This window comes from Stenotrophomonas pictorum JCM 9942 (assembly GCF_001431585.1).
GTDB classification, from domain to species: Bacteria; Pseudomonadota; Gammaproteobacteria; order Xanthomonadales; family Xanthomonadaceae; genus Stenotrophomonas; species Stenotrophomonas pictorum.
Window position 1 is genome coordinate 63,229 of record NZ_LLXS01000020.1, and the last position, 23,463, is coordinate 86,691.

The window sequence follows — 23,463 nt, forward strand, 5'->3', positions numbered from 1 at the left end:
GCCACCGGACCGGGAGTATCGCCATGAGCCACCGCAGCCGTCTGGCCGGTTTCATCATCGATTGCCAGGACACCGACAGTGATACCGCCGCGGCCTTCTGGAGCGCGGCGTTGGGCCTGCAGGCGCTGCCGGCCGAGACCGACAGCGACGGCGACGGCGCGCAGTACACGCGGTTGCGCGATGCGCCCGGTGAGCTGCAGGTGGAAGTGCAGCGGGTCAGCCACCCTTCGCGCGTGCATCTGGATATCGAGGCCGACGACATCGACGCCGAAGCCGACCGGCTGGAAGCACTGGGCGCGCGCCGCATCGGCTTCGTCAAACGCTGGTGGGTGATGGAGGCGCCGACCGGTCACCGCTTCTGCGTGGTGGCGATGAAGCATCCGGCGCGCGGACAGACCCCCAACACCTGGGAGTAACCGCGCCGGCGCGCCGATAATGGCAATCACTTTTCCGCTGGAGATGCCCCGATGTCCGATTCCTCCCTTGCCGGCGCCCGGGTGCTGGTGGCCGGCGGCAGCCGCGGCATCGGGCTGGCCATCGCCGCGGCGTTCGCCCGGGCCGGCGCGCGGCTGTCGCTGTGCGCGCGCGGCGCCGAGGGCCTGCAGCACGCGCGACAGACACTGCAGCGCGAGGGCGCACCGGTGCATGTGCAGCCCTGCGACCTGGCCGATCCGGCCCAGATCCAAAGCTGGGTGGAAGCGGCCGCCGCGGCGCTGGGCGGCATCGATATCGTCATCAACAACGCCTCCGGGTTTGGCAACGGCAATGACGATGCCAGCTGGCAAGCCGGCTTCGAGGTCGACCTGATGGCCGCGGTGCGGACCAATCGCGCGGCGCTGCCATACCTGCGGGGCAGCACGATGCCGGCGATTCTCAACATCAGCTCGATCAACGCCTCGGTGCCGACCCCGCGTGCGGCCGCCTATTCCACCGCCAAGGCCGCAGTGAACTACTACACCGTGTCGCTGGCCACCGAACTGGCGCGCGAACGCATCCGCGTCAATGCACTCGCACCGGGATCGATCGAGTTCCCCGACGGCCTGTGGGACCGCCGGCGCAGCAGCGAGCCGGCGCTGTACGAACAGATCCGCGCGAAGATTCCGTTCGGCGGTTTCGGCGATGCCGGGGATGTCGCCAGCGCGGCGGTGTTCCTGTGCTCACCGGCCGCCCGCTGGATCACCGGCCAGGTGCTGGCGGTGGACGGCGGCCAGTCGCTGCCGGCGTAAGCGCCACGCCGGGTAATCGGTTCAGGCCAGCGCCGCGGCGCCGACCACCTGCTCTCCCGGTGGCGGCTGCAGCGCCGCCTGCACCAGCGCGGTGGCGATATGCGCGGCCGGATTGATCCGCCAGCCGCGCGGCAGCACCGGTGCCAACGCGCCCAGCACCACGCCGGCCAGATGCTCCGCCGGGCGACGCTCACGGCGCTGCCCGCCGATCAGGCCCGGCCGCACCAGCGTCAGCGAGCTGAACCCCAACCCGCGCAGATCCCGCTCCAGCTCGCCCTTGACCCGGTTGTAGAACAGCGGCGAGCGCGCATTGGCCCCGGCGGCCGAGTTCAGCGCGAACACCTCGCAGCCCTGGCGCTTGACCGCCTGCGCGATCAGCAGCGGATAGCCGTGGTCGATCTGCCGGAACACTTCCCGCGAACCGGCCTGTTTCATCGTCGAGCCCAGCGCACAAATGGCCGCGTCCACCCGCCACCACGGCGCCTCCAACGGCAAGGCGGCGAAGTCGTGCACCGGATTGAGCAGCCGCGCGTGGCGCATCGGCAGCGGCCGCCGCGTCGGCGCCACCACACCGCTGCAGCGCGGATCGTCCAGCAGCTGCTGCAGCACCTGCGCACCAACCAGCCCGGTCGCGCCCGCCAGCAATACCCGCATGAGTTACCTCCCGTGATCGCTTGCCGTTCAAGCAGGCCCCCACCTTGCCGATAATGGGGGTTGCTTACCACCTTCCCGGCGCCAGCGCGCCCGCTTCCTGCCCGGACTCCCGCAATGGCCGACAGCACCGAGACTCCCCTTCCCCGCGGCGCCGGGCTGGGACGCATCCTGTCACGCCGGCAGGCGGCAAGCGCCGAACCGGCGGTGAACAGTCCACGGCCGGCCGAGGGCGCCCAGGGCATGGCGCAGCTGCAGCTGCTGTTCGCCGCCGCCCGCGAGCCCGAAGCGCTGCTGCACGCCTTCGCCCAGGGCATGGCCACCCTGCCCGGCGAGCTGGGCGACATGGGCCAGCGCCTGCACAGCGCCCAGGCCGAGCGCGACTGGGAGCGCTATGGCCGCCTGCTGCGGCAACTCATCGACAAGTACATCCGCACGGTCGAACTGGACACCCCGGCATCGGCGAACGGCGATGCCGCCAAGCTGCGCGACCTGCTGCGCAACACCCTGGATGCGGTGCTGGCCGGCTTGCTGGTACAGGCGCCGGAACTGCAGCAGCACACCGAACGGATGGGTGCCGAACTGCGCCACTGGCAGCCGGGCCAGTCGCTGGCACCGGTGGAGCAGCAGCTGCGCGAGCTGTGCCACCAGGTCGGCGTGCGCAGCGAAGGGCTGCAGGAACAGCACGACCTGCTGCTGAACCTGTTCGATCTGCTGCTGGAAAACATCGCCGAACTGCTCGAGGGCGGCAGCTGGTTGCAGGGGCAGATCAGCGCGGTGCGCCAGTTGCTGGGCGGCCCGCTGGATCGCAGCTCGCTGGAGCACACCCGCAACAACCTGCGGGAGGTGATCTACCGCCAGGGCCTGCTCAAGCAGGGCATCGACGCCTCCAAGACGGCGATGAAGGAGTTGATGATCGATTTCGTCCAGCAGGTGGACGGCATGGCCACCGATACCGGCGATTACCACGACCGTCTGGCCAGTTACGCCATCTCGGTCCGCCAGGCACGCAGCATCGCCGATCTGAGCCAGCTGCTGCAGGACGTGCTGCAGGACACCGCGCGCGTGCAGGCGCAGGCGCTGCGCGCGCGCGACCACCTGGCCAATGCCCGGGCCGAGGCGGTCGCCGCCGAGCAGCGGGTGCTGCAACTGGAACGTGAACTGGAAGAAGTCGGCAGTCAGCTGCGGACCGATCCCCTGACCGGGGCACTCAACCGGCGTGGCCTGGAAGAAGTGCTGGGCGGGGAACTGCGCGCCGGCACCACGCCGCTGAGCGTGGCGATGCTGGACCTGGACCACTTCGGCCAGACCAACGCGACCCACGGCCATGCCGGCGGCGATCAGGCGCTGCGGCACCTGGTGGCGGTGATCCAGCATCGGTTGTGCGGCCGCGATCATATCGCCCGCCTGGGCGGCGACGAGTTCGTGCTGGTGCTGCCCGAGCTGGGCCGCGGTGCGGCGTTGGAAACGGTGCAACAGCTGCAGACCGCACTGGTCCAGCGACCATTCCTGCATGAGGACCAGCGCGTGCAGGTCCGTTTCAGTGCCGGCGTCGCCAGCGCGGTGGCCGGGGAAACGGCCGATGCGCTGCTGCAACGCGCCGACCGTGCCCTGTATGCCGCCAAGCGCGGCGGCCGCAACCTGGCGATCCTGGCCGACTGAGCGGCAAGTTGGAAAAGGCTGTGATATTTCCTGCGCTGGTGCGAATCATCAGGGCATGGATACCATCATGATGGCCGGGACGAGCGAGGATCTGCAGCAGCGCTTCGCCGCGCTGCTGGCACAGCATCAGGGCATCGTACTCAAGGTCGCCCGCGCCTATTGCCATGACAGCGAGGAGCGCAGGGACCTGCTCCAGGAGATCAGCATCCAGGCCTGGCGTGCGTTCCCCGCCTTCGCCCCGGAGCGCGCGCAATTCAGCACCTGGCTGTACCGTATCGCGCTGAATGTGGCGATCTCGCAATTGCGCCACCAGCGCCTGCGCCTGCATCACCACCACGATGTCGATGCCGCGCGCATCGATGACCTCGCTGCGGTGGCCGACAGCGCCGAGGATGCGGCCAGTCTGGCCCAACTCAATGCACTGATCCGCAGCCTGCCGGCCCTGGACCGCGCCTTGCTGCTGTTGCACCTGGACGACTGCAGCCACCGCCAGATCAGCGAGGTGCTGGGCCTCAGTCCGGGCAATATCGCCACCCGCCTGCACCGCTTGCGCCAGCAACTGCGCCAGCGGCTCAACCCATCCCCCGACCGCTGAGGACACGCGCATGGAACTGGACGATCTCAAATCCGCCTGGGCGCAGCAGGCCCGGCGTCTGGACCAGATCGAAGCGCGGGCGCTGGAGGCCTGGCGTGAGCCGCGTCGCCGCGACGTGCGCAAACGCCTGCGGGGATTCAGCGCGTTGCAGCTGCTGTGGCTGGCGGTGTGGATCGTGGTCACCGCACTGGCCGCCCGCTTCTGGATCGAGCATCGGCAGGTGCCGCATCTGCTGCTGACCGGACTGGTCTTGCACGGCTACGGCATCGCCGCGATCTGGGTGTCGATCACCCGCGCGTTGCTGTCCGCGCGCCTGCAGTACACCCAGGCACCGGTATTGCAGCAGCTCACCCGGCTGGCGCAGCTGCGCCGCTTCACCGCCCTCACCGAGCTGGCGCTGGGGCTGCCGTGGGCCTGTCTGTGGCTGCTGGCCACGCAGTGGCTGTGCGTGCAGTGGCTGGGGTTGGATCTGTATGCGATGGCGCCGCGCTGGTTCCTCGCCACACTGGGGGCAGGCCTGGTCGCGGCAGTGGCCGGCAGCGTCCTTGCGTACTGGGCGCTGCACCGGGTACCCGCCTCCCATTGGCTGCACCGCGGATTCGAGGCCCTGTCCGGGCAATCACTGGCCCGCGCCCAGCAGGAACTGCGCGAGCTGCAGGACCCGCTGCACTAGCCCCGTTCCGTGCATGGTCTGTCCCAGGCCGGGCTTCGTCCTGTTTGGCGAAGCCGTGGTTCAGGGGACACGTCGGTGCTGATCGCGCCCACCGGTGTCGCAGGGCGCGGGCCGGCACCGGCACCGGCACCCATCACGCCATCATTCGTGCTCAGTGCGCCGGCTTGCCGCCGCCGCGCAGCCGCTGGAACAGCGTCACCGCCACCAGCACCAGCGCGCCGACGCCGATGCCCACCACCACGCTGCCCAGCGCGTTGGCCAGCCATTGCAGATGCGCCGGCGCCAATCCGGTCACGAAGTGGTGCAATGCCGGAATCGCATGCACCAGGATGCCGCCGCCGACCAGGAACATCGCCGCGGTACCGGCGATGGACAGGCCGCGCATCAGCCACGGCGTGGCATACAGCAGCCCGCGTCCGAACGCGGCCAGCGTGCGGCCCTTGCCCAGCAGCCACATGCCCAGATCATCGAGTTTGACGATGCCAGCCACCAGGCCGTAGACGAACACGGTCATCGCCAGCGCGATCACCACCAGCGTGGTCACCTGCTGGCCGAACGGGGCAGTGGCCACCACCCCCAGCGACAGCACGATGATTTCGGCCGAGAGGATGAAGTCGGTGCGCACCGCCCCCTTGATCTTGTCCTTCTCCCAGGCCACCACGTCGGTCTTCTCGTCAGCCAGCGCGCGGGTCAGCTCGGCCTTGTGCGCGTCGTCCTCGTCCTTGGAGTGCAGGAACTTGTGCGCCAGCTTCTCCACGCCCTCAAAGCACAGGAAGGCGCCACCGATCATCATCAAGGGCGTGATCGCCCACGGCAGCCAGGCGCTGATGGCCAGCGCCGCCGGCACCAGGATCGCCTTGTTGACCAGCGAGCCCCTGGCCACCGCCCACACCACCGGCAACTCGCGGTTGGCGCTCACGCCGGTCACCTGCTGCGCGTTGAGCGCCAGATCGTCCCCCAGCACGCCGGCGGTCTTCTTGGCCGCCACCTTGGTCAACAGGGAAACGTCATCGAGCAGTGTGGCGATATCGTCGAGCAGGGCAAACAGGCTGGCTCCAGCCATGGGCACACCGTAGGAATGGGACAGGCGGCGATTTTCACCTATTCAGCGCCTGCCGCGCGTGAGGCCGTGCGTGTTCACCCCTCTACCACCCGGCGCCGGCCACACTGGCCCTCCCTTCTGCCCGGAACGCCTCCTTGACCGAGCCATCCAGCGATACCACCGCGACCACTATCGGCGGCATGAGCCGACGCCAGCAGATCGTGCGCCTGCTGGTGCGCTACCGGAACTCGGGGGTGTTTTCCGGCCTCCAGCTTGATGGCGAACTGCCGCGTCTGGACCGGATTCCCGCCACCGACAACCCCACCCAGTTCGTGGCCGATCTGGAGGCGCTCGGCACCACCTTCGTCAAACTCGGGCAGGTGCTGTCCACGCGGCCGGACATGATTCCGGCCGAGTATGTGACCGCCTTGGAGCGCATGCAGGAAAAAGTGGCGCCGATTCCGGCCGAACAGATCCGCGCGATCATCGAGGAAGACCTCGGCGCGCCGGTGGCCAAGCTGTTTGTCTGGTTCGACCCGGAACCGCTGGGCTGCGCTTCCATCGCCCAGGTGCATCGCGCCGAACTGCGTGATGGCCGCCAGGTGGCGGTGAAAGTGCAAAAGCCCGACGTGGCCGCGCAGCTGCGTTCGGATCTGTCGGTGTTGCGCAGCTTTGCCACCGCCGCCGACCACCTCACCCGGGTCGGCCGCAAAGTGCGCTTTTCCGACTGGCTGGACGAGTTCGCCAAGACCTTGCGCATGGAGCTGGATTACGAAACCGAAGCGGCCAATCTGGCCCGCTTCGGCCAGCATCTGGCGCCCTATCCGGAGCTGACGGTTCCCCAGCCGGTGTGGGACCTGTGCAGCCGCCGGGTGCTGACCATGGAGCTGGTGCAGGGCGTGCGGGTGGATGCCATTCCACAGGTGCGGCGCACCGAGCAGTCGATGGAGCCGCTGGCCGCGGCGCTGATCCGCGGCTACCTGGACCAGATCTTCGTCCATGGCGAGATCCACGCCGATCCGCATCCGGGCAATCTGCGCGTCACCCCCGAGGGACAACTGGCCATCTTCGATCTGGGCATGGTGGCGCATGTGCCGCCGCGGCTGCGCGAGCGCCTGCTCAAACTGCTGTTTGCCGCCATCGACGGCCGTGGCGAGGAAGTGGCCGATGAGATCATCAGCATCAGTACGCGGCTGGAGGATTACGACGAGGAGCGCTACCTGCGCGAGACCGGGCAGATGATCGCCCGCTACGCCGCCAATGGCACCATGTCCGAAGGCCATGTGGTGCTGGAAGTGGTGCGCATCGCCACCGCCAGCAACCTGCGCACCCCACCGGAGCTGACCCTGCTGGGCAAGGCGCTGCTGAATCTGGAAGGCGTGTGCCGCGTGCTCGCGCCGGCGATGAACACCCGGGGTGTGGTCGAAAAGCAGCTGCAGCATGTGATGCGCGCGCGCCTGAAAAAGTCGCTGTCGGTGGCCAATCTGGCCAGCGAGGCGATGGAGATGCAGCAGCTGCTGCGCAACGGGCCGCGGCGCCTGACCGACATCCTCAGCCTGGTCGCCGAGAACCGGCTGCAGATGAAGGTGACCGGGCTGGAAGAATCGCGGCTGATGGAGAACATCCAGAAGGTCGCCAACCGCATCGCCGCGGCCCTGATCACCGCCGCGCTGCTGCTGTCCTCGGTGCTGTTGATGCGGGTTCCCACGCGCGTGACGCTGTTCGGCTATCCGGCCTTCGCGATCCTGCTGTTCCTGGTGGCGGTGGTGATCGGTCTGGGGCTGATCCTCAGCGCCCTGCTGTTCGACCGGCGCACGCGGGCCCGTGCGCACGAGGAACGCGGACATCGCTGAGCCGGAATGACGCCGCCACCGCCACGCTCATGGCGCGGCGGCACGGCAAACTGTTGCGCCCAAAAAAAACATTCCAGTCAGGTTCGCGCAGGCACTCTGCTGACATCCCTCCGTCACATGCATGACACCGCATGATGGCAGGGAGCCTGCGGCCGCGGCCGTTGCCCTGTTCCACTCTCCACCTGACCGCATGCATTGGATCATCTGGCTCTATCTGGCGACACTTGTCGTCCTGCTGTTGTTGTCGCCCACTGGACTGCGCCTCAAGGCGGGACTGCTGTCCGTGCTGTTGCTGGCCTTGAGCAGCTGGTGGCTGATCGATCGGCTCAGTGGCGATGGCATCAACTCCGCCACGCTCTATCACCTGCGCAGCGATATGGAAGGTGCCGGTGTGGGGGATTTCGGCGCGTACATCGCCGGCTTCCTCGCCCTGGTACTGCTGTCGCTGACACCGCTGCTGTTGATGCGGATCAAACGCTTCCAGCGGAGGCGCGGCGGCGGGGCCGTGTTGACCGGATTCATCGCGCTGGTGATCGCCACGATGGCAAGCAGCCCGCTCTACACGGATGCGCGACGCATCTACCAGCAGATGCAACCGGTCGACTACAGCAGTGTCGCGCCCGAATACGTGGTGCCATCCCGGCCTTTGGCACGCACCCCGAATATCGTCTGGATCTATGGCGAAAGCCTGGAGCGCACCTATCTGGATGAGGCGGTGTTTCCCGGACTGATGCCCAACCTCCGGCGCCTCGCCGGCCAGGCGCTGGATGTGCGCAATATCGCCTCGGCCGACGGCAGCGGCTGGACCATCGCCGGGCTGGTGTCTTCAATGTGTGGGGTGCCGCTGACCACCGCACAGGGTGATGAGAACAGCATGGGCCGCATGGCCAGCTTCCTGCCCGAGGCGTTCTGTCTGGGCGACTATCTCAAGCAGCAGGGGTACCGCAACCATTACCTGGGGGGCGCCAACGGCCAGTTCGCGGCCAAAGCCGATTTCCTGTCCACGCACGGCTTCGACGAGGTGCGGGACCTGGCCTGGTTCCAGCAACAGGATATCGCCCAAAAGCATTTCTCCAACTGGGGCGTGCATGACGATGTGCTGCTCGATCACGCGTTCGAGCGCTTCATGGAGCTCTCACGCAACGGCCAGCCGTTCATGCTAACCGCACTGACCATGGACACCCATCATCCGGCCGGCCATCTGCCGGTGGCCTGCAGGAACCTGCGCTACCGCAGCGCGCTGGGCGATATCGGCCTGCTCCATGCCCTCCAGTGCAGCGACCGGCTGATTTCGCGGCTGGTCGATCGCATCCGCGCCAGCGCCTTTGCCGGGAACACGCTGGTGATCGTCGCCTCCGACCACCTGGCCATGCCCAACCACCTGAGCCATGTGCTGGAGAAGCAGACCCGCGAGAACCTGCTGTTGTTCCTCGGCCCGGATATCGCCCCGCGCCAGCTGCACAGCGATGCCGGCACCACGTTGGATTCGGGCGCCACCTTGCTGCAGCTGATCGATCCGGCGATCGACGCGATCGGCTTCGGGCGTTCGCTGGTCGCGCCACAGCGCGCGCCCAGCGCCAGTGTCGCGGCCTTGCACGGCGATGGCGACGGCTACACCCGCTACCGCGCGTTCGCCCGCTCGCTGTGGCTGGGTGAACAGAACCGCATGCTGCGTCTGCAGGACGACCACGTGCAGGTCGGCGTGCAGAACGTGCAGCCACCGGTGCTGCTCGAGTACGACCGCAAGTGGGAGTTGAAGTCGGTGTATCTGGAGAACACCTCGCGCAAGTTCGACGAAGCCGATCCCGAGCACCGGCTGGCCTACGTGGACCGCTGCACCGCGTTCGAGGACGGGTCGGCCGAGGGCCACTGGTGCGCGCTGCTGGTGGACAGCGACCAAGGCATGCGCCTGTACCGCGACGGCCAGTTGCGCCGCGGCATCGCCGTGGATGCCCCGCTGCAACCGTTCCAGGGCCCGCGCCCGAGCGTGCGCCAGTCACGCATGATCAGCCGCCAGCCGCAGCGCACCGGACCGGGCCGGTATGTGCTGGAGATCTATGCCGCGCAGCGCCCGCAACGCGCGTTCTGGGTCGAGGCGGTGTCATCGCAGCGCAAGGTGGTGGTCGCCCAGCAATGGGTGCAGGCCGACAGCGACGGGCGCATCCGCATGCCGCTGGGACTGGATCACGCCATCGACGATCTGGAAATCCGCGCCTGGCTCAGCCATGCCGAAACCCTGGCGGTGGACGACTACGCGCTGGTGCGTACGCCGGCGCAGCGGCCCCGTTCCTGATCTGCAGCGGTCACCGCGTCGCCTCAGGTCGGCGCCGGTGCCGCCGGATCGCGTACCAGATGGATATCGGTGGGGGTGACCAGCGCGATGCCCTGCGCCGCCGCTTGCTGCAACAGCTCGAACAGCAGCTCACTGCGGGTGCCGTAGACATTGCGCGAGGAGGGCACGTAGGCAAAGCTGTTGATCGCCACCTGGCCACCGCTGATCGAATCGATGAACACCGACGGTTCCGGATGCTCCAGCACGGTCTCGTTGGCCGCATAGATGCCCAGCAGCAGCGCGCGCAACCGGCCCATATCGGTGCCCAGCGGCACCGAGAACTGGATCTGGATCCGCCCCAGTGCATTGGCCGTGGTCATGTTGCGGATGGTCTTGGTGATCAATTCGGAGTTGGGCACGATCAGCGTGGAGCGGTCACCCACCTGGATCTCGGTCGAACGCACCGAAATGCGACGGATGTCCCCCTCCTGGTCGCCGATCTTCACCCAGTCGCCGATCTTCACTGGCCGCTCGGCCAGCAGGATCAGCCCGGACACGAAGTTCTGGGTGATCGCCTGCAGACCGAAACCGATACCCACCGACAGCGCGCTGGCCAGCAACGCGAGCTTCTCGAAGCCGATACCCAGCGTCGCCAGCGACCACAGTACCGCCAGCACGATGCCCAGATAGCGGGCGACGGTGCTGATCGAGTTGCGCGCACCAAGATCCAGTTCGGTCTTGGGCAGATAGGTATCCACCAGCCAGCGCTGCACCACCTGCATCAGCGCCAGCGCCAGCACCAGCACCCCGATCGCCCACAGCACCGAGGACGGCCGCAGCAGGTTGTCGCCGATCCGGATTCCACCGGCCAGCGTCTCCAGCCAGCCATACAGGGCGCTGACATTGCCGAACGGAGCGATGAACGCGGTGATACCCAGCATCACCACGGCAATCCGCAAGATCGCCGACAGCAGCACGCCGGCCTGCTCCAGGCGGCCGGGCGGCAGACCGGTGGACAGACGCAGCATGCGTCCCAGGGCACTGCCCGGTGCCAGCAGCCACAGCGCGAAATCATCGGCAAAGCGCAGCAGCAAGGTGGTCGCCAGCACAACGACCGTGCCCCATACCATCTGCTGGGCGGTGAACATGGCGAAGTTGAGATAGCCCAGCAAGGTCGCCACCAGCGCCGCGCCGATGCTCAGATAACCGCCCAGACGCGCCACCACCAGCCAGCCGCTGCGCGGCGCACTCGGCGCGCGCCCACTGCCGGCATCCTCCTGCTCGACCCTGGCCGCCTCTGCCGCCCGGCGCCGGTGCAGCGCGGCCAAGGTCACCAGCATCGACATGATCAGCACCACATAGGTCAACGCGATCAGGCCATCGAGCGTCACCGTGCCTACCTGCGAGGTCCGCGCGGCGGCGTTCACCGCCCGCAGCAGCATCGTCAGCCAGGTCAAGCCTGCCGCCGCCCACGCGAAGCGGCGCAGGCGCAAGGCGGCCAGGTCATCGATATCCAGCAGCCGCCACGACGGCCGCTTAGGCACCAGCAGACAGGCCGCCAGTGCGCCGATGAAGGCAGCCACCAGGGTTGCCAGTGAAAACTGCTCGGCGACCCGCTCCAACCGCGGTGCGATGGCTGAAATCTCATGCAGCCCCGCCACCATCGCCAGACTCGCCAGCCACGGCATCAGCGTACCGACCAGCAGCAGCCACACCGCCAGTCCGGTACGCCGCAGACGCCCTGCCGGCGCCCGCTCGGAGGCGGCATAGCGGCGCCCCAGATGCCGCAGCCACAGCCGCAGCGGAAACAGCAGCACCAGCGCCACCGCCGCGCCTACCAACGGTGCCGCCCAGCCATGCCGGGCGGTGGCTTGGCGCATGCCGTTGCCGGCCTGCCGGTACAGCGACTGGAAGCGCCCCACATCGTCAGGCAACTGCGCGAAGAACTGGCGCCACAATGCCGGCGACAGCGGCGAGCCGACCTTGCGCCCGAGCTGTTCGCCGAACTGCTGGGCCCGCATCTTCTCGATCGCCTCGCCCAGTTGCCGGGCATCCTCGGCCAGCAGTTTTCCCCGCTTGATAGCGGCATCGATCTGGTCGCGCTGGCGCTCCAGCGCCTTGCGCTGGCGGGCGATATCGGCCACTTCGCCCCCTTCCGGCGCCGGCCCGAGCTGTTCGATACGCGCGTCCAGCTGGGCCAGCTCCGGCGCCAGTGCCTGCACGCTGCTCTCGGCCTCGCGCTGGGCCTGGGCGGCCTGCTCGGACAGGGTCTTGAGGGTTTCCGGCGCGTCGGCATCATCCATGGCGTGCTGCGTCGAGGCGAACAGCTTGCCGGCCTGTTCGATCCGCAGCTGCGGGGTCAGCCCGGCGCTGGCCGCGGCTTGCGGCGCGGCGCGTGCCGGCTCGACCGACAGCCCTGTTCCCACCATCAAAATGACAAACAGCACGACGTGCAGCGGCTGTAGAACGCATTGAGCAAGCAAGGCAAAAGCACCGGATCGCGCGGAACACCGCGCCTGCTGCGGACTATAGATCAGCCAGCATCCAGATCATGCGAACCGTCGCGACACGCAGCACGGCGGAAGCAACCGCGCCAGGTGAGGGCGGTTGCGTCCGGGAATGCGGGGAGAGCTTCCACAGTGGGCTGATCGTGGGCATAGGCTGCCATGGGCTCGCAGCCCTGAGAGTCCGGCCGCGGACCGGCACCCGCAAACAGCGGACTTCGCCGTCGAGCAGCGCAGTCACCTGCTTGCAGCGCGCGCGTGACGCGCCCACTGGTCAAGCAGCGGTCTATGTGAGCGGAGTAACGTCAGGCGGAGCAAAAGTGATTCAGGTCACGGTCTGCCTGGAGCAACCGGCAATCCGCGCGGCCGCCGCGCACAACCCGTTCACCGCACTCGGGCTATAGCGTTGCCTCCCGGAACTTGCGATCACCAAGGAGACGCTATCCATGACCGAGCATTCGCCCCTGCCTACCGTGCCCTCGCTGGAGCTGCAGCGCTATCTGGGCACCTGGTATGAAATCGATCGTCTGCCGATGCGGCATGAGCCCGAAGACGCCACCGATGTCAGCGCGCACTACTCGCTCAATGAAGATGGCAGCGTACGGGTGCAAAACCGCTGCCTGCACAACGGTGAGCTGGAAGAATCCATCGGCCGGGCCACGCCGGTGGATGCCTCCAACAGCAAACTGGAAGTCAGCTTCCTGCCCGAGGGCCTGCGCTGGATTCCCTTCACCAAAGGCGACTACTGGGTGATCGCACTGGCTCCGGACTACACCACGGCGATGGTGGGCAGCCCGGACCGCAAATACCTGTGGCTGCTGGCCCGGCAACCGGATATGGACGCGACCATCCGCGAGCACTACCTGGCACGGGCACGCCAACTGGGCTTCGATATCGAGCCGCTGATCCATACCCCGCACACCGGCCAGCGCACGGCCTGAACCGGCACCACTGAACCTCTACAGGCGAGGAACACGACGACGATGGATCTTAAAAGCGGCTATCCGTTCTGGGCCATCCGCAACGGGTTGATGCGGGCCTTCCCGCAGCTGGAGCAGTCGCTGCGCTGCGATGTGCTGGTGATCGGCGGCGGTATCAGCGGCGCCCTGATCGCCGACGAGCTGGGCCGGCATGGCCATGATGTGGCCGTGGTGGAGCAACGTGATATCGGCTGGGGCTCCACCGCGGCCAGCACGGCGCTGTTGCAGTACGAAATCGATACGCCGCTGCGGGTACTGGCCAAACACTACGGCGAAGAACAGGCGGTGCTGGCCTACCAGGCCTGTGCCGAGGCCATCCCCGGATTGCAGCAGGTCGCCGCGCGGCTGCGCGGCACGGATTTCCAGCACCGCTCCAGCCTGTACTACGCCAGCCGTAGGCGCGATGTGCCCGCGCTGATCGACGAGTTCGAACTACGCCGCCGCCACGGCTTTGCGGTGCGCTGGCTGGATACGGCGCGAATCCAGAAGCGCTATGGTTTCGCCGCACCGGGCGCCATTGTCAGCGAGCTGGCCGCCAGCGTGGATCCGTACCGGATGACCTACCACCTGCTGGCCGAGCTGCGACGTCGCGGCGGACAGGTCTATGACCGCACCTGCATCACCGCGCTGGAGCCCTCCGCGCGCCAGGTGCAGGCACGGACCCAGCAGGGCGTCACCATCACCTGCAAACACGTGGTGATGGCCGCCGGCTACGCCAGCGAGGCGTGGCTGGACCAGCGGGTCGCGCGCAACCGCAGCAGCTACGCCTTCGTCACCGATCCGCTGCCGGTCGCGGCGCTGGGGCCGTTGCGCGCAACGATGCTGTGGGAAACCGCGCGGCCCTACCTGTACCTGCGCAGCACCGCCGATCACCGTCTGCTGGTCGGCGGTGAAGATGACGCGGTGGACATCCCCGCGCGCCGCGACGCCCGTGTCGACCGCAAGGCCCACACGCTGGCGGACAAAGTCACTGCGCTGTTTCCGCACCTCCAGCTGGTACCGGCCTTCGCCTGGGCCGGTACATTCGCCGAAACCCGCGACGGGCTGCCGTTCTTCGGCACGCATCCGCAGTGGGGGCCACGGGTGCAGTTCGCCTTGGCCTATGGCGGCAACGGCATCACCTATTCGATGATCGGCGCCGGCCTGATCCGCGCGGCCATCGAGCGGCGCCAGCACCGGCTGGCTGCGCTGTTTTCCTTCCAGCGCCTGGAGTGAGCGCCGCGGGCAGGCGGAAACGACAGGCATCATTCAAGCCATATCTGCTAGTTTTGCACCAGCGGCATCACTGACGATGCCGCGTGCTCCGGAGCGGTACCCGCCATGATCCGAACCTCCCTTATCCTTGCCCTGTTGCTGCTGCCCGCTGCCGCGGTGGCGCAGAACGATGCGGTCACCCCGGGGGCGCTGGATCTGAGCGTTCCTCAGGCGCCGTTGCGGTATCTCGGTGATCCGGCCTACCAGTCCGATGCACCAGGCACGTTCTACGGCGATCACAGCGGTCGCAGGCTGTCCAGAAACCAGCCCGCCGCCGAAGCTGTCGACGACAAGCTGCAGGTGCATGGCGCGATCAGTACCGGCATCGGCTATTCCAAGCAGACCGGCAACAGCCACTGGAGCGCAGTGGATCTGAACCTGGGCAAGAACTACACCAACGACGAGGGCAAGACCCGTCGGGTGGACCTCAACATCCACCTCAGCAAGGGGGAAGGCATCGGGCCGTACGGTTATGGCCCGGGCCCCTGGTACGGCGGCTGGTAAGCCTCCCGGGACCGGCTCAGCTGCTGCAGCGCATCCACATGCAGTCGATCGCATCGAGCGCGATGTGCAGCACCAGGCCGATGCCGAACAGACGCGTGCGTTGGGGCACCACCAGCCCGGCATACAGCGCGATCGCCGGCGCGGTATGCAGCGGGTGGAAGCCGACACTGCACCGGTCCGGCACGTAGACCGGATCGGCCAACAGATGGTCCAGGTCGATCACCCAGCCCAGCAACATCACCAGCCACGCCTTGCCGAACTGCGGGCGCCAGAACAGCCACGCCAGCAGCGCCGGCACCGCCGCATGCAGGCACAGGTGGATGATCGCGCGCAGGCTCACCGGCTGCTCCGGTGGAGCACCATCTGTGGCTTCCCCGGCGGAGCGGTGGACGCGTAAGGAACGGCAGGTACGAGGCGCATGCGCGGCGGGCTGTCTGAACGGGCACCAATTGTAGGCCGGGGCCGCAGGGTGCGGCGTTACACTATGCCCCCGCAGGCAGTTCCGCCGCGGTGGTTCCGGAGTGGCAATGATCAACAACGACGTACTGCGCAGCATCCGCTACATGCTCGATCTCAGCGACGGCATGGTGGTGGATACGATCCTGCTGGCCGATCCCGCCTTCAGCGTGGATCCTTCGCAGGTGCATGATTTCCTGCGCAAGGAAGACGAGCCGCTGTTCGTGGCCTGCCCGGACGCCGTGCTGTCGCGCTTCCTCGATGGCCTGATCTACCACTTCCGCGGCCGCGACGACTCGCAGCCGGCCCGCCCGCCGGAAAAGCGCATCACCAACAACGTGGTCCTCAAGAAGCTGCGCGTGGCCTTCGGGCTGAAGGATGTCGATATGCACGATGTCTTCGAGAGCGCCGGTTTTCCGGTGTCCAAGCCGGAGCTGTCGGCGCTGTTCCGCCAGCCCGACCACAAGAACTACCGCGAATGCGGCGACCAGATGCTGCGCAATTTCCTCAAGGGCCTGACCCTGCGCCTGCGCGGCAACCGCTGAGTCACCAGCACCGTGGCGGGCACTGGCCCCACCGTTGCATAAAGAAAAAGCCCGGCAATGCCGGGCTTTTCTGTCTGGGCAGCAGCTCAGCCGGTTACCAGCTGAAGCGCGGGCCGATCGACCATTCCTTGTCGCCTTCGCCGTTCATCTTGAGGTCGCCATTGATGCCCCAGTTCTGGTTCAACTTCACCTGGCCACCGAGACGGCCGTAGAACTCGCCTTCCGGGTTGATGCCGTGCTTCTTGGTGTAGTCCTCGTAGCCGGCCATCGCATAGACCTCGGCGTGGGCACCGAACGCGGTGCGGATACCGGCCTCGGCGCTGTAGCCGTTGAAGTCCAGGCCCTGCTTCGGGTCGAACTTGTTGTAGGCCACGCGGCCGACGAAGTCGGTGCTGTTGCCGATTTCGCGGTTGTAGCCGACACCGACGCGCCACTGGTCGGTCTTGGCGTCGGTGAGGTCGGCCTTCTGCTGGTTGTATTCACCGAAGGCATGGACGTGCGGAATGAATTCATAGGAACCCTTCACGCCCCAGCCGTCGGCCTTGCCGGCGTCCGCGTCGGTCTTGACGTAATCGGCCTGCGCATAGTTGTAGGACAGGCCGTCGGCGGCCGAGGCGGCGAACGGAGCGGCGGCAAGCAGCGCCAGGGCAATCAGCGAATTCTTCATGGGTACAACCTCTGGATTACTAACTAGATGGCACAGCAGCCAGCGCGACTGCTTGCGTCCGGTTGTAAGTTTTCCGTTAGCCACCCCAACGCATCCTGAAATCGGCATGCGCGAGAAGCGCTGTTTTTAGGCGTTTATTCAGGCCTTTTCTGGCACGCGTGGCGCGTGTAGCGCAATTGGCCGGATTCAAGCGAGCGCGGCGATCTACGTGTGCTTGCGCTTGCCCGCAGCGGCCTGGCCGAAGGTTGTCGGCGTCGCCGGACCGTGTAGCGGCACGCCGGTTTCGATGTCGCGCAGGATCGGGCAATCCGGGCGACCATCGCCGGCGCAGCAATCCACCAGCGCCTGCACCGTCTGCACCATCTCCTGCAGCTGGTCGATGCGCTCGCGCAGCACCTGGATGTGTTCGCTGGCCATGCGTTTGACGTCGGCGCTGTGGCGCGAGTGGTCCTTCCACAGCGCCAGCAGTTCGCCGATACGCTCCACGCTGAAGCCCATGTCGCGCGAACGCTTGATGAAGCCCAGCGTGTGGATGTCGCGCGGGCTGTAGAGGCGGTAGCCGGCATCGGTACGCGCCACCGGCCCGATCAGGCCGCTGTCCTCGTAGTAGCGGATCATCTTGGCCGAGATGCCGGTGGCCCTGGCGGCTTGGCCGATGTTAATGCCCTCTTCCATGATCGTCTCCGTCAACCCTGCGGCGGCTGGAAGCGCTTCAGGCGCAAGGCATTGCCCAGCACGAACACCGACGACAACGCCATCGCGCCGGCGGCGAACACCGGCGAGAGCAGCACGCCCCACAGTGGATACAGCACGCCGGCGGCCACCGGAATCAGCGCGGTGTTGTAGGCGAACGCCCAGAACAGGTTCTGGCCGATATTGCCCATCGTCGCCTTGCTCAGGGCGATGGCGTTGGGCACGCCCTGCAGGCTGCCGGACATCAGCACCACATCGGCCGCCTCGATCGCCACGTCGGTACCGGTGCCGATCGCCATGCCGACATCGGCCGCGGCCAGTGCCGGCGCATCGTTGATACCGTCACCGACATAAGCCAGACGGCCATGCGTGGCCTTCAGCCGCTGCACCGCCTCGACCTTGCCTTCGGGCAGCACTTCGGCCACCACCTCGTCGATGCCCAGCTGGCGGGCGATGGCCTCGCCGGTACGGCGGTTGTCGCCGGTGATCATCACCACCTTCAGGCCCAGCGCGTGCAGCGCGGCGATGGCGGGGCGGGTGTCGTGCTTGATCGGGTCGGACACGGCGATGATCGCCGCCAGCACGCCATCGATGGCCGCGTACAGCGGGGTCTTGCCCTCCTCGCCCAGCCGCCGCGCGGCATCGGCGAACAGCGCCACGTCCAGGCCGAGCTTGTGCATGAAGCGGTCCGCGCCGACTTCCACGCGCACGCCGTCCACCTCGGCCCGCACACCGAAACCGGTGACCGATTCGAAGGCACTGATCGCAGGCAGCGTCAGCCCGTCCTGCCGCGCGGCGCTGACGATGGCGCGGGCGATCGGGTGTTCGGAGCGGTCTTCGACCGCCGCCACCTTGGCCAGCACACCGGCGCGGTCAAAGCCGTCGGCCAGCTGCAGGTCGGTCAGGACCGGGCGGCCTTCTGTCAGCGTGCCGGTCTTGTCCACCGCCACCACCTGCGCCTGCTTGAGCAGCTGCAGCGCCTCGCCCTTGCGGAACAGCACACCCAGCTCGGCGCCACGGCCGGTGCCAACCATGATCGAGGTTGGTGTGGCCAGGCCCATCGCACAGGGACAGGCGATGATCAGCACCGCCACCGCGTTGACCAGACCGAAGATCAGCGCCGGCTGCGGGCCGAGCAACAGCCACACCGCGAAGGTCAGCGCCGCCAGGGCCATCACGATCGGCACGAACCACAGCGTGATGCGGTCCACCAGGGTCTGGATCGGCAGCTTGGCGCTCTGCGCCTGTTCCACCAGGCGGATGATCTGCGCCAGTACCGTGGCCCCGCCCACGGCGGTGGCGCGCACGCCCAGCGTGCCGGTCTGGTTGACGGTGCCGCCGATGACGGTGCTGCCGGGCGCCTTCTGCACCGGCACCGGCTCGCCGCTGATCATCGACTCGTCGACATAGCTGTCGCCGTCGATCACCTGCCCGTCCACGGCGATCCGCTCACCCGGACGCACGTCGATCACATCGCCAGTGGCGATCTGCTCCAGCGGCAGTTCGACCACACCGCCGTCGCGGCGCACGCGTGCGGTCCTGGCCTGCAGCTTGAGCAGGCGCTTGATCGCCTCGGAAGTGCGGCCCTTGGCCTTGGCTTCGAGCATGCGCCCGAGCAGGATCAGCGTCACGATCACCGCCGCGGCTTCGTAGTAGACGTTGACCGTGCCGGCCGGCAGCAAGCGCGGGGCGAAGGTCGCCACCAGCGAGAAGCCGTACGCGGCCAGCGTGCCGACCGCCACCAGCGAATTCATGTCCGGTGCGGCGCGCAGCAGCGCCGGGATACCCTTGAGATAGAAGCGGCGACCCGGCAGCAGCAACACCAGCGTGGTCAGCGCGCACTGCAGCAGCCAGCTGTTCTGCGTACCCAGCGTGGTGGCGATGACATGATGGAACGCCGGCAGCAGATGCCCGCCCATTTCCAGCGCGAACACCGGCAGGGTCAACGCCGCGGCCAGCCACAGATCGCGCTTGAGCACGCGCAGCTCCTCGGCGTGACGCTGCGCTTGGGCATCCTCGCCGCTGCCGGCCGGGTCCAGCACATGGGCGCTGTAGCCGGCCTTGGCGATGGCGGCCAGCAGCGCCTGGACCGGCGCATCGCCCTGCACCCGCGCGCGCTCGGTGGCCAGATTGACGCTGGCCGACTGCACGCCGGGGACCGCCTGCAGCGCGCGCTCCACCCGGCCCACGCACGAAGCGCAGGTCATGCCCTCGATCATCAGCTCCACCGGGGCCGGCGCGCTGACCTCGTAGCCGGCCTTGCGGATGACCTGCACCAGCGCCTGCCGCCCGACACTGCCGTCGGTCCGCACGCTGGCGCGTTCGGTGGCGAGGTTGACGCTGGCCGACTGCACGCCGGGCAGCGCGTTCAGCACGCGCTCCACCCTGCCCACGCACGAGGCACAGGTCATGCCTTCGATCAACAATTCTTCCGAATGTTGTGGCGGATGCGGGGTGCCCGGATCGACCTTGCTCATCATCGGCTCATCTCCACCTGCCTACTGTTGACGGCACCTTAAAGCTTCCCACGATGGCAGGGTCAAGCCTTATCCGGTGCTTGACCTTGCCACACTGGCAAGCCCCACCATGCCCCCACCCAGTGGAGATTCCCGATGAAACTGCATATCGACAGCATGACCTGCGGCGGCTGCGCCCGCAGCGTGACCGCGACCGTCAAGGACGTGGACCCGGCTGCCACCATCGACATCGATCTGGCCGGCAAGACCGTGCAGATCCAGTCCAGCCACCCGGCGACCGATTTCATCGAGGCGCTGGACGCAGCAGGCTTCCCGCCGGCACAACAGGACTGACCGGCCCCGGTGGGTCGGGGCTGAACCGGCACCGGAGCCCGTCTTCAAGTCCGGCGCAAGGGACATGCGCGCACTTCAGCGCGCCACGCGCCGCCACACCTCGCGCTCGACCCGACGCTCACCGTCCCAGCGTTCCAGCGTCCACACATCGCCTTCCAGCGTGTAACGGAACTCGTAGAGGCCGCCGCTCTCCAGCGGATAGGACGCCATCAGCGGAGTTTCCACGTAGCGCCCGCCCTCGGTGGTATAGGTACCCGAACCGCCAGCCCAGAACTTTCCGTCGCTGGTGGTGGTGAAGGCGAAGCGGCCGTCGGCCAGCAGCTTGGTGCCGGCGAGCTTCTGGCTGGCGTAGTCCACCACCGCACCCTCTTTGTTGACGGATTCACCCGATTGCAGCTGCCACGCGCCCTGCAGTGCGGGCGCATCGCTCGCGGCAGCAGTGGCGAGGCAGGCCAGACCGCCCAACAGCACGGCGACGGCGACGGCGACGGCGACGGAACGCGGTGACAACATCGGCAACTCCACGGCAGGGGCGGGCCCGCATTGTGCGCGGCCACAAGCAGGCGCGACCACTACCGAAACATCGGCAACCTTTCCGGGGCTAAGCGACGGTGACCGGCGGTATCATGGCCCTCATCTTCTGAAGTGGCAGCGGCAACGTGCAGACCCTCCTGACCCCGGTATCGATCGGTGAGCTGATCGACAAGATCACTATCCTGGAAATCAAGGCCGAGCGCATCACCGATGCGGCCAAGCTGGCCAACGTGCGCACCGAACTGGATGGCCTGTGGCCGCTGTGGCTGGAACAGCAGCGCGCGCGCACCGAGCTGTCGCCGCTGAAGGACCAGCTCAAGGCCATCAACGAGCGCATGTGGGACATCCAGGACCAGCTGCGCGACAAAGAAGCGGCGCAGGACTTCGGTGCCGAGTTCATCGCCTTGGCCCGCGGTGTCTATGGCACCAATGGCGAGCGCGTGGCGGTCAAGAACCAGATCAACCGGGTGGCCGGTTCGGCGCTGGTGGAAGAGAAGCAGTACCAGGGCGAGTAAGCCCACGGCCTGGTCCGGAAAGCAAAGGCCAGCGTCACAACGCTGGCCTATCGCGTTTCACCACCGCTGATCGGGCTCAGAATGCGAGCTGCGCCCACACGCCCACTTCGTGGCTTTCCATCGCCTTCTGCTTCGAAGCCTGTTCCACGCGCTTGCCAACCGCGGCCAGCCGCAGGTACTTGTTCGGCTTCCACTCCACGCCCAGCTGGTGATAGCGCTCGCGCGTGATCGGATCGATATCCAGGCTCATACGGGTTTCGTCATAGCGGGCGAACACGCCGTACTGCGGGGTGAACTGGTAGCTGCTCCACGCCGACCAACCGCGCTGGTCATCGCTGCCGGGCTCGGTGATGCGGGTCCAGTCTTCGGCACGGAAGTACTGCGCGCCGACGCGGCTGCGCTCGCCCACCCAGCTGGCCATCGCGTTCCAGCGCTGCGCGGTGTGCACATGCGGCTTGCTGCCGGCATCCTGCGCGCGCGTGCCGCGATAGCCACCGGCGGCCAATTCCACGCCCTTGAGCGGCGTCCAGCCCACCCGTGCCTCCACATCGGCGCGGTTGCCCAGCCGCGGCTTCTGGAAGCCGCCACCGGTCACCACCGAGGCCGCATACACCAGCGGCCCGTGGCGGTACTGGCCATGCACCCCGTAGTCGGCCGGCGCGCCCATCTTGGTGCGTGCGATCAACCCGGCGTCCACATACCGGAACCCTTCGCGCGCGGACTCCTGCGCGATCCACGGCGTGGGCGCATTACCCAGCCGCAGCCAGCTGCCCGTGCCGAAGCCGCGCTGCAGGTAGGCATGGCGCAGCCACACATCGGTCGGATCGCTGTTGCGGTTCCACTGCACATCGGTGGTGATCTGTGCCGACCAGCGGTCGTTGAAGCGGTGGTCCAGCGTCACGAAGGTGCGCTTCAGGTCGATCGCCAATCCCTCATCGGCGGTCTCCACACCATCGCGGTCCAGCTGGCTGGCGTTGGCGAAGATCTGCGTGGACAGCGTCGTGGTCGGGCCGCTGTCCTGCGCCAGCGCCGCCAGCGGCGCGCAGCCGGCCGCGATGGCCATGGCGAGGATTCCGCGGGAAACAATCTGCATTCCTGTACTCCTGGTTGCCAACGGCACGATCAGTACCGGGCGTCTTTGGGTTTGTTGTCGCGCGGCCAGTCGTTGACCTTGCCGGCAAAATCCGGCCGCGGCTGCTTGATGAAGTACTCGGCCACATCGATCGCATCCTGGTCGGGCAGTACCGTCTGTCCGAACGGCGGCTCGTAGGTCACCGCCAGCGGCATGTTGTGCTTGACGAACGCCGCCGCCTTGCTCAATCGCGCCATGCCGGCGCCGATGTTGAACGACTCCTCGCCCCACAGCGGCGGGAAGAGGTAGTCGCCGGAGGCGTCCTTCATGCCCTCGCCGTTGTTGCCATGGCAGGAGGCGCATTGCGCGGCGTAGATCTGTTCACCGCGTACCGGATCGGGCCGCAGCGACATGTCGATCGGTCCTTCGGTCTTGCCCGACACCTTCGCGCCCTTGGCCATCCCGCGGCCCAGCCAGTGCATGTAGGCGAGCATGCCCTGCATCTCGGCCGATTCCACCGCCAGCTTCCTGCCGTTCATCGAGCGCACGAAGCAGCCGTTGATGCGCTCGGCCAGATCGATCTCCTTGCCCGGCCGCGGCATGTAGCGCGGGTAGTTGCCGCCGGTATTGAGGTAGTGGTTGCGCAGCGGCTCGCGGCCGTTGGCCATATGGCAGGAGTTGCAGTTCAGACCGTTGCCGACGTTGTCCGGCAGCAGCCGCGCGGTTTCATTGAGCAGGCGCCGGCCCAGCATCACCTGCGCGGCGTTGGACAGCCCGGCGATCTCCTGCGCGCTGGGCGCCAGATGATGGCCCAGCAGCTTGCCATCCTTGTCCAGCACCTCCATCGGCACCGGCTCGGGCGCATCCAGATCCGGGGGCGTGTAGGCGTGCCAGGCGCCGGCGGCACCGGCCAGCAGCAGGGCGGCAGCGGCCGCCATCCATGACTTGTTCATTG

The 23,463-nt window shown here is 67.4% G+C and carries 23 protein-coding genes; 13 read left to right on the forward strand and 10 right to left on the reverse strand.

Annotation, left to right across the window (positions count from 1 at the left end; all coding sequences use genetic code 11):
• The first annotated feature begins 23 nt into the window (after positions 1 to 23).
• The gene (locus ARC78_RS08155) at positions 24 to 416 is read left to right on the forward strand and encodes a VOC family protein (RefSeq protein WP_054660678.1); all 393 of its coding nucleotides are present in this window, start codon (positions 24 to 26) and stop codon (positions 414 to 416) included.
• A gap of 51 nt (positions 417 to 467) precedes the next feature.
• Positions 468 to 1,226: an SDR family NAD(P)-dependent oxidoreductase gene (locus tag ARC78_RS08160; RefSeq protein ID WP_057506065.1), complete on the forward strand. Its 759-nt coding sequence runs from the start codon at positions 468 to 470 to the stop codon at positions 1,224 to 1,226.
• A 21-nt stretch (positions 1,227 to 1,247) separates the two neighbouring features.
• On the opposite strand, the gene ARC78_RS08165 is transcribed toward ARC78_RS08160, so the two are convergent.
• A complete protein-coding gene (locus tag ARC78_RS08165) occupies positions 1,248 to 1,880 on the reverse strand; it encodes a Rossmann-fold NAD(P)-binding domain-containing protein (protein ID WP_057506066.1) in 633 nt (210 codons plus the stop codon).
• A gap of 114 nt (positions 1,881 to 1,994) precedes the next feature.
• Between ARC78_RS08165 and ARC78_RS08170 the strand changes: the two genes are divergently transcribed.
• Genes ARC78_RS08170 through ARC78_RS08180 form a run of 3 tightly spaced genes read left to right on the forward strand, consistent with a single transcriptional unit; the run spans position 1,995 to position 4,807 of the window.
• Positions 1,995 to 3,539, forward strand: coding sequence for a GGDEF domain-containing protein (locus tag ARC78_RS08170; protein ID WP_057506067.1), 1,545 nt, complete (start codon positions 1,995 to 1,997; stop codon positions 3,537 to 3,539).
• A gap of 55 nt (positions 3,540 to 3,594) precedes the next feature.
• Positions 3,595 to 4,134, forward strand: a complete 540-nt coding sequence (locus ARC78_RS08175) for an RNA polymerase sigma factor (protein ID WP_096144929.1) — start codon at positions 3,595 to 3,597, stop codon at positions 4,132 to 4,134.
• Positions 4,135 to 4,144: 10 nt separating this feature from the next.
• Entirely contained in the window at positions 4,145 to 4,807 is a 663-nt protein-coding gene (locus ARC78_RS08180; RefSeq protein WP_054660574.1) for a hypothetical protein, read from the forward strand.
• Between the two features lie 151 nt (positions 4,808 to 4,958).
• Here the strand turns inward: ARC78_RS08180 and ARC78_RS08185 are convergent, their stop codons facing one another.
• On the reverse strand, positions 4,959 to 5,870 hold the full coding sequence (locus ARC78_RS08185; protein WP_057506068.1) for a DUF808 domain-containing protein: 912 nt from the start codon (positions 5,868 to 5,870) through the stop codon (positions 4,959 to 4,961).
• A gap of 179 nt (positions 5,871 to 6,049) precedes the next feature.
• On the opposite strand from ARC78_RS08185, the gene ARC78_RS08190 reads away from it, so the two are divergent.
• Together ARC78_RS08190 and ARC78_RS08195 are read left to right on the forward strand one after the other, a co-directional pair.
• Complete coding sequence (locus ARC78_RS08190; protein ID WP_083468518.1) at positions 6,050 to 7,702, forward strand: ABC1 kinase family protein; 1,653 nt, start codon at positions 6,050 to 6,052, stop codon at positions 7,700 to 7,702.
• Positions 7,703 to 7,892: 190 nt separating this feature from the next.
• Positions 7,893 to 9,995, forward strand: a complete 2,103-nt coding sequence (locus ARC78_RS08195) for a phosphoglycerol transferase I (RefSeq protein ID WP_057506069.1) — start codon at positions 7,893 to 7,895, stop codon at positions 9,993 to 9,995.
• Between the two features lie 23 nt (positions 9,996 to 10,018).
• Here ARC78_RS08195 and ARC78_RS08200 read toward each other — a convergent pair whose 3' ends face one another.
• Positions 10,019 to 12,403 (reverse strand): DUF3772 domain-containing protein, encoded by a 2,385-nt coding sequence (locus ARC78_RS08200; RefSeq protein WP_057506076.1) that lies wholly within the window; start codon positions 12,401 to 12,403, stop codon positions 10,019 to 10,021.
• A gap of 521 nt (positions 12,404 to 12,924) precedes the next feature.
• Here ARC78_RS08200 and ARC78_RS08205 point away from each other — a divergent pair.
• The 3 genes from ARC78_RS08205 to ARC78_RS08215 all read left to right on the forward strand — a co-directional run bounded on the left by ARC78_RS08205 (position 12,925) and on the right by ARC78_RS08215 (position 15,216).
• Entirely contained in the window at positions 12,925 to 13,419 is a 495-nt protein-coding gene (locus ARC78_RS08205; protein ID WP_054659203.1) for a lipocalin family protein, read from the forward strand.
• A 42-nt stretch (positions 13,420 to 13,461) separates the two neighbouring features.
• Positions 13,462 to 14,673, forward strand: a complete 1,212-nt coding sequence (locus tag ARC78_RS08210) for an NAD(P)/FAD-dependent oxidoreductase (RefSeq protein WP_054659201.1) — start codon at positions 13,462 to 13,464, stop codon at positions 14,671 to 14,673.
• Between the two features lie 105 nt (positions 14,674 to 14,778).
• Positions 14,779 to 15,216: a hypothetical protein gene (locus ARC78_RS08215; protein ID WP_054659199.1), complete on the forward strand. Its 438-nt coding sequence runs from the start codon at positions 14,779 to 14,781 to the stop codon at positions 15,214 to 15,216.
• Between the two features lie 16 nt (positions 15,217 to 15,232).
• Here the strand turns inward: ARC78_RS08215 and ARC78_RS08220 are convergent, their stop codons facing one another.
• Positions 15,233 to 15,556 carry a DUF6122 family protein gene (locus tag ARC78_RS08220; RefSeq protein WP_054659197.1) on the reverse strand — a complete coding sequence of 108 codons (324 nt, stop codon included), beginning with the start codon at positions 15,554 to 15,556 and terminating at the stop codon, positions 15,233 to 15,235.
• Between the two features lie 187 nt (positions 15,557 to 15,743).
• Between ARC78_RS08220 and ARC78_RS08225 the strand changes: the two genes are divergently transcribed.
• The gene (locus ARC78_RS08225) at positions 15,744 to 16,217 is read left to right on the forward strand and encodes a YehS family protein (RefSeq protein WP_054659195.1); all 474 of its coding nucleotides are present in this window, start codon (positions 15,744 to 15,746) and stop codon (positions 16,215 to 16,217) included.
• A gap of 94 nt (positions 16,218 to 16,311) precedes the next feature.
• Here the strand turns inward: ARC78_RS08225 and ARC78_RS08230 are convergent, their stop codons facing one another.
• From ARC78_RS08230 to ARC78_RS08240, 3 genes are all read right to left on the reverse strand, one after another.
• Complete coding sequence (locus ARC78_RS08230) at positions 16,312 to 16,884, reverse strand: OmpO family porin (protein ID WP_057506070.1); 573 nt, start codon at positions 16,882 to 16,884, stop codon at positions 16,312 to 16,314.
• A gap of 204 nt (positions 16,885 to 17,088) precedes the next feature.
• A complete protein-coding gene (cueR, locus tag ARC78_RS08235; protein ID WP_241772703.1) occupies positions 17,089 to 17,559 on the reverse strand; it encodes a Cu(I)-responsive transcriptional regulator in 471 nt (156 codons plus the stop codon).
• Positions 17,560 to 17,570: 11 nt separating this feature from the next.
• Positions 17,571 to 20,054 carry a heavy metal translocating P-type ATPase gene (locus tag ARC78_RS08240; protein ID WP_057506071.1) on the reverse strand — a complete coding sequence of 828 codons (2,484 nt, stop codon included), beginning with the start codon at positions 20,052 to 20,054 and terminating at the stop codon, positions 17,571 to 17,573.
• A 135-nt stretch (positions 20,055 to 20,189) separates the two neighbouring features.
• Here ARC78_RS08240 and ARC78_RS08245 point away from each other — a divergent pair, with 135 nt between their 5' ends.
• A complete protein-coding gene (locus ARC78_RS08245; protein WP_054659872.1) occupies positions 20,190 to 20,387 on the forward strand; it encodes a heavy-metal-associated domain-containing protein in 198 nt (65 codons plus the stop codon).
• 75 nt (positions 20,388 to 20,462) lie between these two features.
• On the opposite strand, the gene ARC78_RS08250 is transcribed toward ARC78_RS08245, so the two are convergent.
• Positions 20,463 to 20,900, reverse strand: coding sequence for a hypothetical protein (locus tag ARC78_RS08250; protein ID WP_054659874.1), 438 nt, complete (start codon positions 20,898 to 20,900; stop codon positions 20,463 to 20,465).
• Positions 20,901 to 21,046: 146 nt separating this feature from the next.
• Between ARC78_RS08250 and ARC78_RS08255 the strand changes: the two genes are divergently transcribed.
• Positions 21,047 to 21,436 (forward strand): DUF6165 family protein, encoded by a 390-nt coding sequence (locus tag ARC78_RS08255; RefSeq protein ID WP_054659876.1) that lies wholly within the window; start codon positions 21,047 to 21,049, stop codon positions 21,434 to 21,436.
• 76 nt (positions 21,437 to 21,512) lie between these two features.
• Here ARC78_RS08255 and ARC78_RS08260 read toward each other — a convergent pair whose 3' ends face one another.
• Positions 21,513 to 22,529, reverse strand: a complete 1,017-nt coding sequence (locus ARC78_RS08260) for a hypothetical protein (RefSeq protein WP_054659878.1) — start codon at positions 22,527 to 22,529, stop codon at positions 21,513 to 21,515.
• 29 nt (positions 22,530 to 22,558) lie between these two features.
• The gene (locus ARC78_RS08265) at positions 22,559 to 23,461 is read right to left on the reverse strand and encodes a c-type cytochrome (protein ID WP_054659880.1); all 903 of its coding nucleotides are present in this window, start codon (positions 23,459 to 23,461) and stop codon (positions 22,559 to 22,561) included.
• Positions 23,462 to 23,463 lie beyond the last annotated feature (2 nt).

What these genes read in the sequence shown, in the direction of transcription:
- ARC78_RS08260 (WP_054659878.1), bottom strand. Translation starts at nt 22,529, where the DNA reads ATGCAGATTGTTTCCCGCGGAATCCTCGCCATGGCCATCGCGGCCGGC.
- cueR (WP_241772703.1), bottom strand. Translation starts at nt 17,559, where the DNA reads ATGGAAGAGGGCATTAACATCGGCCAAGCCGCCAGGGCCACCGGCATC.
- ARC78_RS08240 (WP_057506071.1), bottom strand. Translation starts at nt 20,054, where the DNA reads ATGAGCAAGGTCGATCCGGGCACCCCGCATCCGCCACAACATTCGGAA.
- ARC78_RS08215 (WP_054659199.1), top strand. Translation starts at nt 14,779, where the DNA reads ATGATCCGAACCTCCCTTATCCTTGCCCTGTTGCTGCTGCCCGCTGCC.
- ARC78_RS08245 (WP_054659872.1), top strand. Translation starts at nt 20,190, where the DNA reads ATGAAACTGCATATCGACAGCATGACCTGCGGCGGCTGCGCCCGCAGC.
- ARC78_RS08170 (WP_057506067.1), top strand. Translation starts at nt 1,995, where the DNA reads ATGGCCGACAGCACCGAGACTCCCCTTCCCCGCGGCGCCGGGCTGGGA.
- ARC78_RS08230 (WP_057506070.1), bottom strand. Translation starts at nt 16,884, where the DNA reads ATGAAGAATTCGCTGATTGCCCTGGCGCTGCTTGCCGCCGCTCCGTTC.
- ARC78_RS08185 (WP_057506068.1), bottom strand. Translation starts at nt 5,870, where the DNA reads ATGGCTGGAGCCAGCCTGTTTGCCCTGCTCGACGATATCGCCACACTG.
- ARC78_RS08195 (WP_057506069.1), top strand. Translation starts at nt 7,893, where the DNA reads ATGCATTGGATCATCTGGCTCTATCTGGCGACACTTGTCGTCCTGCTG.
- ARC78_RS08155 (WP_054660678.1), top strand. Translation starts at nt 24, where the DNA reads ATGAGCCACCGCAGCCGTCTGGCCGGTTTCATCATCGATTGCCAGGAC.
- ARC78_RS08250 (WP_054659874.1), bottom strand. Translation starts at nt 20,900, where the DNA reads ATGTTGTCACCGCGTTCCGTCGCCGTCGCCGTCGCCGTCGCCGTGCTG.
- ARC78_RS08200 (WP_057506076.1), bottom strand. Translation starts at nt 12,403, where the DNA reads ATGGTGGGAACAGGGCTGTCGGTCGAGCCGGCACGCGCCGCGCCGCAA.
- ARC78_RS08175 (WP_096144929.1), top strand. Translation starts at nt 3,595, where the DNA reads ATGGATACCATCATGATGGCCGGGACGAGCGAGGATCTGCAGCAGCGC.
- ARC78_RS08190 (WP_083468518.1), top strand. Translation starts at nt 6,050, where the DNA reads ATGAGCCGACGCCAGCAGATCGTGCGCCTGCTGGTGCGCTACCGGAAC.
- ARC78_RS08205 (WP_054659203.1), top strand. Translation starts at nt 12,925, where the DNA reads ATGACCGAGCATTCGCCCCTGCCTACCGTGCCCTCGCTGGAGCTGCAG.
- ARC78_RS08265 (WP_054659880.1), bottom strand. Translation starts at nt 23,461, where the DNA reads ATGAACAAGTCATGGATGGCGGCCGCTGCCGCCCTGCTGCTGGCCGGT.
- ARC78_RS08165 (WP_057506066.1), bottom strand. Translation starts at nt 1,880, where the DNA reads ATGCGGGTATTGCTGGCGGGCGCGACCGGGCTGGTTGGTGCGCAGGTG.
- ARC78_RS08210 (WP_054659201.1), top strand. Translation starts at nt 13,462, where the DNA reads ATGGATCTTAAAAGCGGCTATCCGTTCTGGGCCATCCGCAACGGGTTG.
- ARC78_RS08180 (WP_054660574.1), top strand. Translation starts at nt 4,145, where the DNA reads ATGGAACTGGACGATCTCAAATCCGCCTGGGCGCAGCAGGCCCGGCGT.
- ARC78_RS08160 (WP_057506065.1), top strand. Translation starts at nt 468, where the DNA reads ATGTCCGATTCCTCCCTTGCCGGCGCCCGGGTGCTGGTGGCCGGCGGC.
- ARC78_RS08225 (WP_054659195.1), top strand. Translation starts at nt 15,744, where the DNA reads ATGATCAACAACGACGTACTGCGCAGCATCCGCTACATGCTCGATCTC.